At 52.6% G+C, this 14,446-nt stretch carries 15 protein-coding genes; 6 read left to right on the top strand and 9 right to left on the bottom strand.

Annotated features, from left to right (window positions below):
* Positions 1–148 precede the first annotated feature (148 nt).
* Both IGR76_12470 and IGR76_12465 read left to right on the top strand, forming a co-directional pair.
* Positions 149–1,642, top strand: a complete 1,494-nt coding sequence (locus tag IGR76_12470; protein ID MBF2079302.1) for a TM0106 family RecB-like putative nuclease — start codon at positions 149–151, stop codon at positions 1,640–1,642.
* Between the two features lie 264 nt (positions 1,643–1,906).
* Positions 1,907–3,007 carry a serine/threonine protein kinase gene (locus tag IGR76_12465; protein MBF2079301.1) on the top strand — a complete coding sequence of 367 codons (1,101 nt, stop codon included), beginning with the start codon at positions 1,907–1,909 and terminating at the stop codon, positions 3,005–3,007.
* A 23-nt stretch (positions 3,008–3,030) separates the two neighbouring features.
* Here the strand turns inward: IGR76_12465 and IGR76_12460 are convergent, their stop codons facing one another.
* Both IGR76_12460 and IGR76_12455 read right to left on the bottom strand, forming a co-directional pair.
* A complete protein-coding gene (locus tag IGR76_12460) occupies positions 3,031–3,966 on the bottom strand; it encodes an alpha/beta fold hydrolase (GenBank protein ID MBF2079300.1) in 936 nt (311 codons plus the stop codon).
* A gap of 262 nt (positions 3,967–4,228) precedes the next feature.
* Positions 4,229–5,041: a hypothetical protein gene (locus tag IGR76_12455; GenBank protein ID MBF2079299.1), complete on the bottom strand. Its 813-nt coding sequence runs from the start codon at positions 5,039–5,041 to the stop codon at positions 4,229–4,231.
* A 648-nt stretch (positions 5,042–5,689) separates the two neighbouring features.
* Here IGR76_12455 and clpS point away from each other — a divergent pair.
* Both clpS and IGR76_12445 read left to right on the top strand, forming a co-directional pair.
* Positions 5,690–5,983 (top strand): ATP-dependent Clp protease adapter ClpS, encoded by a 294-nt coding sequence (clpS, locus tag IGR76_12450; GenBank protein MBF2079298.1) that lies wholly within the window; start codon positions 5,690–5,692, stop codon positions 5,981–5,983.
* Between the two features lie 11 nt (positions 5,984–5,994).
* Positions 5,995–6,285 carry a metal-binding protein gene (locus tag IGR76_12445; protein MBF2079297.1) on the top strand — a complete coding sequence of 97 codons (291 nt, stop codon included), beginning with the start codon at positions 5,995–5,997 and terminating at the stop codon, positions 6,283–6,285.
* Here IGR76_12445 and IGR76_12440 read toward each other — a convergent pair.
* From IGR76_12440 to IGR76_12425, 4 genes are all read right to left on the bottom strand, one after another.
* On the bottom strand, positions 6,274–7,008 hold the full coding sequence (locus IGR76_12440; protein MBF2079296.1) for a J domain-containing protein: 735 nt from the start codon (positions 7,006–7,008) through the stop codon (positions 6,274–6,276). The two genes, IGR76_12445 and IGR76_12440, sit on opposite strands and share 12 nt — an antisense overlap.
* 174 nt (positions 7,009–7,182) lie before the next feature.
* A complete protein-coding gene (locus IGR76_12435) occupies positions 7,183–7,788 on the bottom strand; it encodes an ATP-dependent Clp protease proteolytic subunit (GenBank protein MBF2079295.1) in 606 nt (201 codons plus the stop codon).
* A 61-nt stretch (positions 7,789–7,849) separates the two neighbouring features.
* Complete coding sequence (locus IGR76_12430) at positions 7,850–8,494, bottom strand: ATP-dependent Clp protease proteolytic subunit (protein ID MBF2079294.1); 645 nt, start codon at positions 8,492–8,494, stop codon at positions 7,850–7,852.
* A 79-nt stretch (positions 8,495–8,573) separates the two neighbouring features.
* A complete protein-coding gene (locus tag IGR76_12425) occupies positions 8,574–9,242 on the bottom strand; it encodes an ATP-dependent Clp protease proteolytic subunit (protein MBF2079293.1) in 669 nt (222 codons plus the stop codon).
* A 275-nt stretch (positions 9,243–9,517) separates the two neighbouring features.
* Between IGR76_12425 and IGR76_12420 the strand changes: the two genes are divergently transcribed.
* Positions 9,518–10,762 carry a VWA domain-containing protein gene (locus IGR76_12420; protein MBF2079292.1) on the top strand — a complete coding sequence of 415 codons (1,245 nt, stop codon included), beginning with the start codon at positions 9,518–9,520 and terminating at the stop codon, positions 10,760–10,762.
* 10 nt (positions 10,763–10,772) lie between these two features.
* On the opposite strand, the gene dprA is transcribed toward IGR76_12420, so the two are convergent.
* The 3 genes from dprA to IGR76_12405 all read right to left on the bottom strand — a co-directional run bounded on the left by dprA (position 10,773) and on the right by IGR76_12405 (position 13,037).
* The gene (dprA, locus tag IGR76_12415; GenBank protein MBF2079291.1) at positions 10,773–11,936 is read right to left on the bottom strand and encodes a DNA-protecting protein DprA; all 1,164 of its coding nucleotides are present in this window, start codon (positions 11,934–11,936) and stop codon (positions 10,773–10,775) included.
* A 3-nt stretch (positions 11,937–11,939) separates the two neighbouring features.
* Positions 11,940–12,266, bottom strand: a complete 327-nt coding sequence (locus IGR76_12410) for a hypothetical protein (protein ID MBF2079290.1) — start codon at positions 12,264–12,266, stop codon at positions 11,940–11,942.
* A 165-nt stretch (positions 12,267–12,431) separates the two neighbouring features.
* Entirely contained in the window at positions 12,432–13,037 is a 606-nt protein-coding gene (locus IGR76_12405; protein ID MBF2079289.1) for an FKBP-type peptidyl-prolyl cis-trans isomerase, read from the bottom strand.
* A 181-nt stretch (positions 13,038–13,218) separates the two neighbouring features.
* Here IGR76_12405 and IGR76_12400 point away from each other — a divergent pair.
* A partial coding sequence (locus IGR76_12400) for a glycosyltransferase (GenBank protein ID MBF2079288.1) occupies positions 13,219–14,446 on the top strand: 1,228 nt, incomplete at its 3' end.

The raw sequence follows: 14,446 nt of genomic DNA, 5'->3' as shown, positions 1-14,446 counted from the left end.
TGGAATGGCAAATAGTGCGGGGATCAGTCCGATTCAAGCCTGGAATGCTCGGTCACAATTTGATGCTACCGTTCATATGGATGCTCGAGGTGGGCGATCGCTCACCGTTCTTCATGGGTTTGAGCAGATTGAAAGCGATCTCAATACAATTGTGGTCACAGACGAAGTTTTGCTGAGTTATCAACGGTGTTCGCGCCGTGCATTTCTCGACCTGTATGGGGATCAACGCTACCAAGATCAACCCAGTGATTACTCTTTAAAACTGAGGCAAGATAGCCTAGAGCATCAACGCTGGGTACTCGACCAACATCAACCCCTACATCACGTTCCCTATCCTCGTCATGATTGGGTTAACGGTGCGGCTGCCACGTTGGATTTAATGGGGCAAGGTGTCGATCGGATTGCCAATGGCGTTTTGCACGTATCGCGGGGCAATGTGCAGCTAGTCAGCTACCCTAAACTTCTCATCCGCCAAGACGCCCCATCCCGATTGGGCAACTGGCACTATGTTCCCGTTGATATTAAGTTGGGTAAACGCCCGAAAGCCGATTATCAAGTGGTCGCTGCCTTTCAGTCCTATTTGCTGTCCGAACTGCAAGGCCGATTGCCCGATCACGGCTGGTTAATTTTGCGGCAGCGAGGCGCCTATGCGGTATCCCTCGATGACATGCTGCCTCGAATGGAGGAAACCCTCGAAGGCTGTATTCAAACGTTGATGCACCCAGAGGAACCAGAGGTCTTCATCGCCCATAGCCGTTGTGACCTCTGCCAGTGGTACACGCACTGCTACGCGATCGCCCAATCCGAGCACCATTTGTCCCTACTGCCCGGTGTCACCCCTAGTCGCTATACGCACCTTCAAGCTCTGGGTGTTCAGAGTTTGGAAGATTTATCCGCGCTCTCCGTCAAGGCGTTAGAAGGATTGCCGGGGTTTGGCCCCCAGGTGGCTCAGCGGCTCATTCAGCAAGCCAAAGCGACGGTCGGTCAAGTGGCTCTGCCCTATTGGGATCCCGATGAGCAGGAAAATTTACCCCTGCTCGCCCCTCAGGATTTACCCTCCGCAGATGTCGAGCTTTACTTCGATATTGAGGCCGCTCCGGAACATAATTTGACCTATCTGCACGGTGTGTTGGTCATTGACCACCGATCCCACCAAGATGAATTCCACGCCCTATGGGCTAATTCTGTTGAAGAGGAACCTAAAATTTGGCAGCAGTTTCTCCAGTTGGTTGAGCGCTATCCCAATGCACCGATTTTCCATTTCTGTCCCTACGAAGCTCAAATTATTCGGAAACTGGCGATCGCCCATCATATGCCCGAAACAGATATTCAGAACCTCCTCGAGCGCTTTGTGGACATCCACGAACGGATTACCCGGGTTGCCGTTCTGCCCGTTGAAAGCTACGCGCTGAAGCACATTGCCCGCTGGATTGGGTTTCAATGGCGAGATTCTGAGGCCAACGGGGCACAGTCAATCTGTTGGTACGATCAGTGGCAAGCAACGGGCGATCGCGTCTATTTAGATGCGATCCTTCGTTATAACGAAGATGATTGTTGGGCAACCTATTATGTAAAGCGGTGGCTGGCTGAATTTATCCAGCAGCATTCGTCAGATTCGAATGCCCCTGAGCGATCGCCTTAAAACCCGCCTTAAGGCTCGATGGATACAAACCCTGTAGCCCTTAATAGGCATTGATCCCGCCTCTAGCCCAGAGCAAGGTGCGCAACGGTCAACGGTATTCTCGTAGAGCCAATCTGATTCCCCTAACGAAGCTCTACGAAGATCCGAGGATTTCCGATTTAAGTGAAGTGGCCGTTGAAGTTACCATAAAGCAAACCTTAAATACACCCAATCCGCGCATTCAATTTATTAAACTCCTCATAAAATCACTTAGGTTTTACGTAGATGGATTCTTCGATCGCAACCCTTTCGAAACGGCGATCTTCAGCCCAACACCAAACCCGTTTGGGACAACTGTGTGGCACCAACCAATTGTTTCGCGATCGTTACAAAGTCCTAAAAATGCTAGGTCGAGGAGGATTTGGCGTTACCTTCCTAGCCAAGGATGAAGCGCTCCCTGCATCGCCGTTCTGTGTCATCAAACACCTCTGCCCCAAAGTGGATAACCCGTCTATCTTATGTAAGGCCAGCGAGCGTTTTGAACGAGAAGCGTCTATTTTGAGTCGGTTGGGTAGTCATTCCCAAATTCCTCGCTTGTTGGACTACTTTCAGATAGACGATGAGTTTTTTCTCGTCCAGGAATACGTTAAGGGAGCTACCCTTGCCAAACTAGTTCGCAGCAAGGGTCCTATGACTGAAGAAGCAGTCAAGCAATGTCTGCGGGAACTGCTTCCGGTTCTCAGCTTTGTGCATAGCAATCAGGTCATTCACCGTGATATCAAACCTCCCAACATCATTCGCTGCTTGGATGACAACCGATTAGTGCTAATCGACTTTGGAGCGGTCAAAGAAGAAATAGCCCAGTTTGCTGAACCCGACACAGATGACAACAGTCCGGCAACGAACTTCGTGGGTACGGTCGGCTTTGCCCCACCAGAGCAATTATCCCTCCGTCCAATTTACGCCAGTGATATCTATGCCGTAGGGGTCACCTGCCTATTTTTGCTCACCGGACATCCTCCCCTTGCGTTTGACTATGATTCGTATAGTGGTGAGATTCTATGGCAAGAACAAGTGAATGTTTCAGCGCATTTTGCCAAGGTTCTGGACAAGATGCTGAAAATTTCCCCTCGTGAGCGCTACCACACTACAGAGCAAGTTTTGCGGGCATTAGAGCTTGAGGATCACTTCGATAGCCTTGCTCCCTGTATGAATACAATGGCACGTCCAACTGATTTGTCTGACTATCACGATCCCAACGCTTATCTGCCGCCGATTGCCCGCACGGCGGCTAGCATTCGCAGTTGGCGCAGGCGGATGGTGCAGCGTCAACGACCCGATCATCCACAAAAGCCCTTTCCCGACCATCAGGGCTACGTAGGCTAGAAGGCCAGATTCCACATTGGAGCCTACCTGTCGCTGTTTACGGTGCTGCTCACTGTTCGCGCCCAATGTAGAATTTCTTGGTTAACCACGTCAGCACTCTCTTCATAGGCGCAATGCCCAGCGTCAGGAACCGTACGAAGCTCCATGCAGGGGTGATGGTCAAAAATGACCTGTCGGTTTTTCAACTGAACAATGCGATCGCACTCTCCCCACAGTACTAAGGTCGGCACGTTTAAGCGATCGAGAAGCTGAATGGTGTTTGGAGCGTAGCTAGGATGGGTTGCCGCTTTAGAGAGGCGTACGAGGGTTTGAGCCGCGCCGCGATCCCAGGTGGGCATACAGTAGAGTTCAACCAGTTCGTCGGTTACGCGTGACGGATCGGTATAGGCAAGATTTAGGGCACGGCGCATCATGCTCGGTTGCTGCATGAGTCGAAACAGCGGGCGCACCACCCATGAATTTGCAAAGACCCGCTCCATCGTTCCAGCTATAGCTGATGCCCAGGCCGGCAACATCTCTTGGCGCGAGGCAGGTAAGGTCATCAACACGAGTCCCTGCGCCAAGGCCGGATGCGCCACCACCGTACTTAAGGCGACTAATGCACCTAGCGAGTGGCCGACCAATACGACCGGACGACCAATAAACGTATCCCAAAACTCAAAAATCTGCTCCACCCAAAACTCGACCTTATAGGGAGCCGATGCCTTCTCGGAGCCACCAAAGCCCACCAGATCCAGGGCATAGACGGGGTGATGCTGGCTGAGAACCTGCCCATTATGTCGCCATTGGGTCAACGCGGAACCAAATCCATGCACCATCAAAATGGGTAGGGCCGAATCGGCCTCCCCAGAATTTTGGGAGCGATAGTAGGTATAGCGAACGCGCCATCCTCGCCATTGCCAGTTGCGCTGTCGGCCAAAGGCATAGTGCCAAGGGTGAGATGCAGTGGAAGGAGTCATGCAACCTGGGATACCAGTTTTGAGGTTTGAGGTTTGAGTTGTTAGTTTTGAATGGGTGATGGGTTGCACCATGAGCAATTCCAATTATTGGATCTGTGATTGGATCTGGAGCTGGAATTTAGGACATTGATACGCAACTAATGAAACCTACCTTCCAGCGTAGCAAGCAAACCCCAAGGTTTCTAAGGATGGGAGGGTGCCCCAAAAAGACCTGGGATGGGCGTGGTAATGTGACGCCCGTAGAACATAAGAGGCGCGACCCTCAACGATCGTCCTGGGTTTCATCAGGGGGGAAATTAGGAGAAGTCTCGTCCTCAGAGTTAGGGTTAGAGGCGGCGGGATGGGCATCCAAATCAGCGCGATCGCCCAACATTAAGTCTGTATAGGCTGCGGTTAAATCTTTGAGATGGCGATATTCCTCGCGTAAGCGCTGATGTTCTAACTCAAAGGTGAGGCGATCGCTCCGAATATTGGAGGGATCATAGCCAGCAATCTGGACACCGATGAGGGCTTCGCGTACCAATCGGACGTAGAGTTTGTGAAGATCGCGAGCTTTGAGTAGGGCTGTATCCACCTCAGCGATCGCCCGTTCATAGATTTCAACCTGATCCCCATAGAAACTAGAGGTCGCGACTAGGTCGGCTAGACGGTCTAATCGTCGCAGTTGCTCATTCAGGTGCAGTGCATCCTGCTCAAACTCCAAATGATCCCGGATGACGGGCAGCACTTCGCACGCGGTGTGTAATGTTGAATCGCGGCGAAAAGCGTCGAGAGGCATAGCATCGGGATCAACAGGAGTCACATCACGGATGTAATGCCAGGAGAATAAATACTCCACGTCCCCCCGCTCCGTCAGCTTGGGGAATAGAACTTGTACCCGCCCGGAGGATGAATTGAGCCGGGACGCAATGCCGTACTGTTGCAGCGGTAAATTTGGGTAGCGAGCTTCTACGCCTTGAACCGCTACGATGGAGTGCGATCGCAAGCTGTTCAGACGGTTCATGCGCCAGCTTAGGCCATAGGCTGCAAGCACCACCAAACCAAAACAGAAGAGTAGCAGGAAAAAAATAGTCACAGGACAACAGGAACAGGCTTATGCTTCGATTTCGTATCTGTAATCCATGATGAACGCTTCAAGGGTGAGATTGTGCAAGGACGCAGGGATAGTGGGGTAAAATGTCGAATAACCTTACATTTTCTTAAGACTTTGGAGCAATGCTGTAGAGTCTCTGTTTTAGATTCTCCGTGAAAGCCCCGCACTCTGCCGAAGGCGAGTGTCGGGATGAAAGCGGGGCGGTTGCGAGTCCCCCTTGCAGCTATGCCAAGCAATCGCGGGGCGGCGGAGAGGGGAGACGAGCAAACCGCCAGCCTGGTATAATTGGCTAAGCATCGCAGGGTTGATTTCCCCTGATAGGTACGCTTTCGACCGACAACTGGAGTTGACCGACCCGTAGGCCTAGGCCGCAAGTCTCCCGTTTCCAAGGTTGCAATAGAGAGCATTTTTGAAACAGCACAGCAAACCTCCTTGGTGGAAAAAATTGTCAACAGTGGGGCTGGGCGTCTTCCTCACTATAAAAAGCTCGAACCCGGTAACCAGTGGTAGAACACTTCCGGTGGGAGAAGCCCGCACCGTATGTTTGCATCGGTGTCGGGAGTACGTCACAGTTACATTCATTGTTCGATGCAATAGGTTGATTTCATGTCTGCCAGTCTCAGGATCTCAATGACCGCCTCACCCACGGTTGCGCCGAGTAAATCCAGTCAGGTTACTCAGCAGCCCTATCCTAACTATAAGGTCATTGTGCTAGACGATGATTTCAACACGTTTCAGCATGTGGCTAACTGTCTGATGAAGTACATTCCCCACATGACGAGCGATCGCGCCTGGAAGCTCACAAATCAGGTGCATTACGAAGGGCAAGCGATTGTGTGGGTGGGGCCACAGGAACAGGCCGAACTGTATCATCAGCAGCTTAGCCGTGAAGGGTTGACCATGGCTCCGTTGGAGTCGGCTTAGGGAGACTCGCGATGACAGAGGCCAGCGGACGACTTGTTTGGAACCATTCGACCCATCTTCCTGGATTAATTCCGATTTTGGAAAAGCTGACCCAATATTCTGGGATTCGTACCGTTACGCCTGCGGTTATTGGGCACACCCGCTCGAATATTCCCCAGCTTAAGCTGAAGATTTCTACACCGATTCGTGGAGGTTTTAAGCTCATTGCCCGCAAAGGAAAAAGTTTCCAAGAGGTCTTTATCATTACCACCCTCAATCGTGAAGAGTTGGAAGGGGCGATCGCCCAAATCCTAGCGCTCTAGCTGGGTGGCTTGGGGCGTTTGCTGATATTCATCGATGCACCGCAAATCTCGCTGCACCTCGGTCCAAAGGGAGCGATTCCGAGCATCGGTTTTGAGGGCTTTTTGCAGGTAAATTCGGGCTTTATCAAACTGGCGATCGCTCACGAGCTGCCGTCCCCAGCGTTGATAGGTAATCGCCTGCCACTGCCGCACTTCTAAATCCTGGGGAAGCCGTTGGGCAAGTCCTTCAACAAGGGCGATCGCGCGCGGAAAACGCTGGGTTTTCAGCAATGTTTGCAGTTGATAATAGGCGTTCTGCTTCAGCTCTTGGTCAGCTTCCGATAGATCGGTTTCAAAACTAGGGTGCGATCGCGCCTGGGGCTGGGCAGCCGGAGAGGACGAAGACGCCGAACTCGGAGACGATCCCGATGGGGGCGGTGCCTGAGGTGACGATTGGCGTGACGCTGGTTTAGAGACGGTAGGCGGTTCAGGCGAGACGGGGTGCGATCGTTGCCGTACCTCGGCAAAGTTGGGTTCTCGGACGGGCGGTGTCGCGAGGACAGACTGTCGTAGAACTCGGTAGGCTTCCGTAAGCTGAATAAAGCGATCCTTTGCCTGCTCTTGATTATGCGGATTCACGTCAGGATGATACCGGCGCACCAAACGACGGTAGGACGCTTTCACGTCTTCTGCCGATGCCCCTGTTCTCAACCCTAAAATGCGATAACAATCCGATACGTTCATCCGCGCAAACTAGCAGAACACTCCATCATTCCGCCGATTTCACCCCTTAAATTACCACATCCCTCCCAGGAGGAGTATGGAGAACTATAAAGCTCATCAGGATTTCAAAGGAAACCCTGGCCCTCCAACGAAACCAGGGTGATCGAAGATTATGGAATGTATAAGGGCGATCGCCTAAACAGCGGACTGGGTGTTTTCCACCACCCGATCGATCAATCCGTACTCCATGGCTTCCTGCGCAGACATGAAATAGTCGCGATCGGTGTCCTTTTCAACTTGCTCAATACTCTTGCCTGTCCGTCCAGCCAAGATCTCATTCAAAAGCTTACGCACCCGCAAGATCTCGGTCGCTTCAATTTGGATATCGGTTGCTTGCCGACGACCCACACCGCCAAGGGGCTGGTGAATCATGATACGCGAGTGGGGCAATGCCAGTCGCTTTCCTTTCGTGCCTGCCGCCAGCAAAAAGGCTCCCATTGAAGCCGCCAAGCCTACGCAGATGGTCACAACTTCGGATTTAATGTGCTGCATGGTGTCGTAAATGGCCATGCCAGCCGTTACTGAGCCGCCGGGTGAGTTGATGTACAAATAGATCGGCTTTGAAGAGTCCTCAGAATCCAGATACAGCATGTAAGCCACAATGGCATTGGCTATACCATCGTCAACTTCTTCAGCCAAAAAGATAATGCGTTCCCGGAAGAGGCGATCGTAGATGCTAATCCACTGCTCGTAAGTACCGCCGGGAAGCCGATAGGGAACACTAGGAACACCAATAGGCATAGTTTTTTACCGGAATTTAAGAAACATTAGTAGGGCAAACAATACCAATCGGGACACCCGCTTAGGCTGTCTTCGAATGGCTCAGTACGCGATCGATGAGACCGTAGTTCAGCGCCTCCTGGGGCGTTAGATAAAGGGTGCGATTGGTATCGCCCGCCACCTTTTCAAACGTTTGACCTGTGGTTTCTGCCAAAATCTCCAACACCAAATGCCGCTTTGACAACACCTCGTCTGCGTTGATTTGGATATCCGTCGCCTGACCGCGTGATCCACTCCGGGGATGATCAATCACAATCGACGCATGGGGCAAACTGGCACGATGGCCTTTGGTTCCGGCAGACAGCAATACAGCAGCCATCCCCACGGCTTGACCCATACAAATCGTGTAAATCGGAGATTTGATGTGCCGCATCGTGTCATAAATGGCCAGTCCTGCGGTTACAGAAACCATGCCAATATCCACGCCCCCCATCCCTGCCGCCATTGGATCACCGATGGAATTGATGTACAGGTATATGGGTTTGTTCTGATCTTGAGAATCCAGATAGAGCAAGGCTGACACGATCGAATTGGCAACGCCATCCGTCAACGGTTGGTTGATGAAGACGATCCGTTCCTGGCTAAGGCGAGTGAAGATGTTAACCCACTGCCAGTAAGGGGTGCCAGGAATGTTGTACGGGACACGAAGAATGTCATCAACAGGCATAGCGCTTGGAGTATTAGAACGAGAAACGTTTGAGCAATCGCGCCAACGGAATATCCCATGGACGACGAGGTGAGCAAAGTTAAGCTAGCGCCGGAATTTGTTTCGGTAAGTCCTTGGTGCTTTCCAAAACACGATCGATGAGGCCGTATTCCTTCGCCTCTTGAGGCGTTAGGTAGAACATGCGATCCGTATCTTTGGATAGCTTCTCAATGGATTGCCCAGTATTGCGCGACAGAATATCCAACATCGCCATCTTGTTGGCTAACACTTCTTTCGCCCGGATTTGGATGTCGGTGGCCTGACCCCGCGTTCCGGTACGAGGTTGGTTGAGCACAATCGTGGCATGGGGAAGGCTGGCACGGTAGCCTTTGGTTCCTGCCGAGAGAATCATGGCAGCGGTTCCCATCGCCTGACCAATACAAATGGTATGGACTGGAGGCTTCACGTAGCTAATCGTGTCGCAGATTGCAAACGCCTCGGTTTCAAACCCGATGGCGTCCCCGGTGTACCAGGATGTTCCAGTCGAATTGATGTAGAAATAAATTGGCTTTTCAGAGTCGTCAAATTGTAGGTAAAGAAGCTGAGCGATGATTAGCTTCGTGACGTCTACTCCCATTCTGCGCTTCATGTCATCGTCTGAAACGAGCGGTAAGCCTAAGTAGATAATCCGCTCCTTCAGCAGCAAGGACGGTAAGTCAGGAGGTGGAGTACGGTATGCGGCTTCGCCGTAGTAAGGTGCCTGAACCATAATTTCTCGTATTCCCAGAAACTGCGATGCCCGAAATCGGTGTGTTGTCTTTAACATAGTAGCGTGAGGCTGGGAACTATGGTGGTGGTCGCTGAGGGAAATGCGGTGGGATTTCCGAACTGCGTAGTCGGAGGTAGGGCAAAGGGAAGCGATCGCCCCTCAAGGGTCTTTGAAAGGGTTTCAATCCGTAAAGCTTGGCGGTGGTGCTGAAGTTATCCATGTATAGTGTTGTCGTGATTGCATCATTTCCGCATTTCACTCAGGAGCCTTAAGTCATGGATGTCAGCTTGCAAGCGGCCTTAAACGATATGAATTTGGACGTGACGCAGGCGAGCAGTCAGCGTCAATTGGCAATTTCGATTTCGGCGATCGCCCCATCGTCGGGACGGACTGCGCCGCTAAATCTTTGCCTTGTGCTGGATCACAGCGGCTCGATGGGGGGTAAGCCCATGGAAACGGTGAAGCAGGCCGCCAGCCGGATTGTGGATAGCCTGTCACCGGGCGATCGCCTCTCGGTCGTGATATTTGACCATAAGGCAAAAGTGATTGTCCCCAATCAAACCCTGGATAAGCCCAGTGATGTGAAGCTTGAACTCAGCAGATTACGGGCAAGCGGGGGAACGGCCATTGACGAGGGCATGAAGCTAGGCATTGAGGAACTCGCAAAAGGCAAGCGCGACGCGATTTCTCAGATTTTTCTGCTCACCGATGGCGAGAATGAGCATGGTGATAACAGCCGATGCTTAAAACTGGCGAAACTGGCCGCAAGCTATAATATGACCCTCAATGCCCTGGGCTTTGGCGATCATTGGAACCAGGATGTGCTAGAACAGATTGCTGATGCGGCGGGGGGAGCCTTGTCCTACATTCAAGATCCCGATGCAGCCGTTCAGGAATTTAGCCGATTATTTACTCGTGTCCAGTCGGTGGCGTTGACGAATGCCTATCTTCAGATTGCGCTCCGTCCCCAGGTGCGCCTTGCTGAACTCAAGCCGATCGCCCAGGTGTCGCCTGAAACCGTTGAACTGCCGTTTATTCAAGAAGCGGGGCATTATGTGGTGCGTCTGGGCGATTTGATGCTGGATGCGCCCCGGGTCGTGCTGGCAAACTGCTATATTGATCAACTGCCAGAGGGAGAGCATCCCCTCGCGGAACTGCGGGTGCAGTATGATAATCCAGCGTTGGGTCAGGAAGGCTTGCTCACCGATCCGGTGTGGGTCAATGCAACGGCTCTGCGTCAGTACCAATCGCAGCTTGACCCATCGGCGCAGCAGCATGTTTTAGCCCTGGCAAAGTATCGTCAAACCCAAATTGCCGAGGCAAAACTGCAGGCGGGCGATCGCCAAGGGGCGGCAACCATGCTGCAATCGGCAGCCAAGACCGCTTTACAAATGGGCGATCAAAGTGCGGCTACGGTGCTCCAAACCTCAGCAACCCGCTTGCAGTTGGGTGAAGATTTATCCGAGAGCGATCGCAAGAAAACCCGGATTGTTTCGAAAACCACCCTTCAAGATTCCTAGCCTCAGATCTTCAGACTCGCTGGTAGCGCATTCCTGGTAGCTGCATCACCCAGCCCTCCAGTTCCAGGTGCAGGAGTGCGCCCAGAACCACGTCTGTACTGAGTCCGGAACCTGCCACAATGTGATCGAGGGCGATCGCCTCTTTGGGAATCTGGTGCAGAATCGTCTGGAGTTCGCTGGATAGGTTGAGAACCGCAGCAGGATCTTGGCTCTGAGATTGGGGGGATGTCTCCGCGAGCGCATCAAGTAGGGACAACTGCTGACCGGTCCCTGAAGCCGCTTGTAGCGAGGGAATTTCGCGCAGTCGGTCGAGAAGCGCTGATTCACTCAAGATGAGGTTTGCCCCATTTTGAATCAGTTCCAGGCATCCCAAACTTTGGGGATTGTCGAGGGAACCAGGTAGGGCATAAACATCCCGGTTGTAGTCATTGGCAAGACGGGCAGTAATCAGCGCGCCAGATCGACTGGGGGCTTCTAGCACCAGAACGGCTCGACATACCCCAGCAATGATCCGGTTACGGCGTGGAAAGTGAACGCGATCGGGTTGGGTTCCAGCGGGATATTCGCTGAGGAGCAGTCCAGTTTCCCGAATGTGGCGAGCGAGCTGGCGATTGGAATAGGGATAAACCACGTCAACTCCGGTTCCCAAAACGGCGATCGTCCGGGCATTCGCCTGAATACAGGTGCGATGGGCTTCGGTATCAATGCCATCTGCTAAACCGGATACAATTGGATAGCCTGCGTTGCAGAGAGCCGTTACAATTCGCCGTGTCCAGCGACGCCCATAATCCGAGGGTTTGCGCGTTCCCACAATGGCGATCGCCGGAATCAGCCCCTGATTTTCTTGACGATCGACCTGTCCGGCGTAGTAGAGCACCGGAGGCGGATCGGGAATTTCCAGCAATAGCTTAGGATAATCTGGATCGGCGGGTGTCCAGAATCCAGGATTTTCCCGTTCGTGCTGCTCTAACAGTTGATAGGGATCGATACGCGATCGCCCCTGCGCGGCAGCCTGTGCCGTTTGGAGTCCAAATCCATCAACGTAGACCAAATCCTCAACGCTTGCCTCCCAGGCATAGGACAGATCGCCAAAATAATGTTTCAACCGCAGGATTAGCGTTGGGCCAACCCCATCGATCTGTGACCAAGCTAGCCAAAAAGCGCGATCGCTCAAGGGTTATTGCTCCTGAAGCACCTGTTGCAGTTGTTCCACAAGCTCTGGATGGTGCTGCAAATACTCCATCAACTCCGAACTCTGATCCAAAAGCTGCTGTGTCTGCTCTGGATTCTGCTCCAGTTGCTGGATTAAATCTGGGTACGTTTGCAAGAGCGATCGCATCATCTCCATCACCTGTTCTGGATTTTCCTCTAGCATTTGGATGGCTGTTTGCTGAGGGTCGGCAGGCTCCGACTGTTCCTGCGCGAGGACAGGCAAGGTAAACCCGCTGATAATGCTGAAAGTAGCAATAGGGGCGATCGCCCAGTTTAATCCAGTACGTTTCATAGACTGTATTGATAGAAACTGGGACTGATCCTAACGAAAGACAGGACAAAGCTACAGCCCTGAAAATGCGGAACTTCGATTCAGTTGGGCTGAATCGGCAACACGCAAAAGGACACCCCAACGGATGTCCTTGAACGAAAAAGATTCTGAAGAAACGACGCGAGGCTAGCGGACTCCCAACAACTCCACATCAAAAATCAGCGTTGCGTTCGGCGGAATCACACCCCCTGCGCCGCGTGCGCCGTAACCCAAATCGGGCGGAATGATCAACCGACGCTTTCCGCCGACTTTCATGGTCGAAAGTCCTTCATCCCAGCCTTTAATCACTTGGCCTTGACCAATGCGGAAGGAAAAGGGTTGATTGCGATCCAGAGAGCTGTCAAATTTGGTGCCGTCTTCGAGGGTTCCAGTGTAGTGAACGGTTACGGTTTGTCCGGAGGTGGGGGTTGCCCCAGTGCCTTCCTCGATCTCGATATATTGAAGACCGGAAGCGGTGGTAATAATATTTTCTGTCATAGGTTCAGGTTCTACAGGTTCAGTTGCGGCAGGTTCAGGAGCCGCAGAGTCTGGAAGGGCAAGATCGGCTGCACTGGTGCTGGGAGCATCGGCTTGGGCAACGAGGGTAGAGGTTGCCACCTCAGCCGTTGGCTCTGAGTTCGGGGTACCCAACTCATTGGCGATCGCTTCTCCACCAGGCGCACGCAGTTGGGCGACCACCAGCACAATCAGACAAATTACGATCATCCCAAAGCTAATGAGAATATCCCGCACCGTTTTCTCCTCCCATTTTTGGATTTGTAACTCATTAGATAATGGAGGCTGAACGCTAGACCCCTGTGCAGATTTGCATCGGAGTTGAATTTTGCCATCCGACTTCTCAGTGTACTGTGTGTTGTGCTGTTGCCTGTAACTCTATATGTCCTTTCCTAGCTTCAAACGAATTTCACTGCCCATGCAACAGGCTCTTTGGTTGGGCGTTTGGACGTTGATCGGTGCAGGACTCCGCTTCACAAATCTTTCGGAAAAGCCCCCCTGGACGGATGAATTTGCCACGTTTGTCTTCAGTTTGGGTCACAGTTTTCGAACCGTGCCCCTCGATCAGGTGATTTCCTTGGAAACGCTGCTCGAACCTGTGCGCGTGCTACCGGGCACCTCTACAAGCGCAGTGGTGGAAAACTTATTGAGCGAAAGCAATCATCCACCGCTTTATTTTGTATTGACCCACTGGTGGTTGCATCTTTTCCCTAGCCATGATTCCTGGATATCGGTAACAGTGGCGCGATCGCTCGCCGCTGTGTTTGGGATCGCCCTGATTCCAGCGATGTTGAGTCTAGGTCGCTTTGCCTTTCGAGCCTGGCGAGTGGCGCATCTTGCCGCTCTGCTCATAGCGCTATCGCCCTTTGCAATCTATCTCTCGCAGGAAGCACGGCATTACACCCTGCCCATGCTGTGGATTGTGGCGGCTCTGGCTTGTTTGCTCCAAGCAGGGCGATCGCTCGTTGCTGATCATCCGATATCTTATAAACTCGTTCTGCTTTGGACACTGATTCACGCGTTGGGCATCGCTACCCACTATTTCTTTACCTTAACCATTGGCGCAGAAGCGATCGCACTCCTCACCATCCTCTGGCTTTATCGTTCCGATCCAGCGATCTCAAAGCAGCACCTAAGTCAGAATTTACGACGCATCGGTTGGGTTGCCCTCGGCATCCTCGCAAGCGGACTCGTCTGGCTTCCCGCCTTTCAAACGAGTCAAAGTAGCGAACTGACCCGCTGGATTTACACAAGCGATCGCGAAGGGCTTGACTGGCTGACTCCCCTCAGCCAACTGATTGCAGGATTGATTACCCAGCTTTACTTACTGCCGATTCAGAGCGATCGCCCCATGATCGTGATCGCCGCCGCCGTGGGATTAGCCCTTCTCACCTTGGGCACGATTCCTCTGCTATGGCGCGGCTGGCGTAACTGGCGAACCGATCCAGAGGCCAATCTAGTCTTAACGCTCTTAACGTCCTTTGTTTTGGGAGCGATCGCCCTCTTTTTGCTGATCACCTACGGCGCAGGCATGGATCTCACCAGCGCCTTCCGCTACAACTTTGTTTACTTTCCCGGTGTCATTCTCCTGATCGCCGCAGGCATAGCCGGACACTGGCCTCCTTCCCCTACTCCCCCACTCCCCC

Source organism: Synechococcales cyanobacterium T60_A2020_003, assembly GCA_015272205.1.
Taxonomy (GTDB): Bacteria; Cyanobacteriota; Cyanobacteriia; order RECH01; family RECH01; genus JACYMB01.
The sequence above is the reverse complement of the archived record's forward strand: the minus strand, read 5'-3'. Positions and strand labels throughout refer to the sequence as shown.

What these genes read in the sequence shown, in the direction of transcription:
- IGR76_12430 (MBF2079294.1), bottom strand. Translation starts at nt 8,494, where the DNA reads ATGCCTGTTGATGACATTCTTCGTGTCCCGTACAACATTCCTGGCACC.
- IGR76_12460 (MBF2079300.1), bottom strand. Translation starts at nt 3,966, where the DNA reads ATGACTCCTTCCACTGCATCTCACCCTTGGCACTATGCCTTTGGCCGA.
- IGR76_12465 (MBF2079301.1), top strand. Translation starts at nt 1,907, where the DNA reads ATGGATTCTTCGATCGCAACCCTTTCGAAACGGCGATCTTCAGCCCAA.
- IGR76_12420 (MBF2079292.1), top strand. Translation starts at nt 9,518, where the DNA reads ATGGATGTCAGCTTGCAAGCGGCCTTAAACGATATGAATTTGGACGTG.
- clpS (MBF2079298.1), top strand. Translation starts at nt 5,690, where the DNA reads ATGACCGCCTCACCCACGGTTGCGCCGAGTAAATCCAGTCAGGTTACT.
- IGR76_12445 (MBF2079297.1), top strand. Translation starts at nt 5,995, where the DNA reads ATGACAGAGGCCAGCGGACGACTTGTTTGGAACCATTCGACCCATCTT.
- IGR76_12410 (MBF2079290.1), bottom strand. Translation starts at nt 12,266, where the DNA reads ATGAAACGTACTGGATTAAACTGGGCGATCGCCCCTATTGCTACTTTC.
- IGR76_12435 (MBF2079295.1), bottom strand. Translation starts at nt 7,788, where the DNA reads ATGCCTATTGGTGTTCCTAGTGTTCCCTATCGGCTTCCCGGCGGTACT.
- IGR76_12440 (MBF2079296.1), bottom strand. Translation starts at nt 7,008, where the DNA reads ATGAACGTATCGGATTGTTATCGCATTTTAGGGTTGAGAACAGGGGCA.
- IGR76_12425 (MBF2079293.1), bottom strand. Translation starts at nt 9,242, where the DNA reads ATGGTTCAGGCACCTTACTACGGCGAAGCCGCATACCGTACTCCACCT.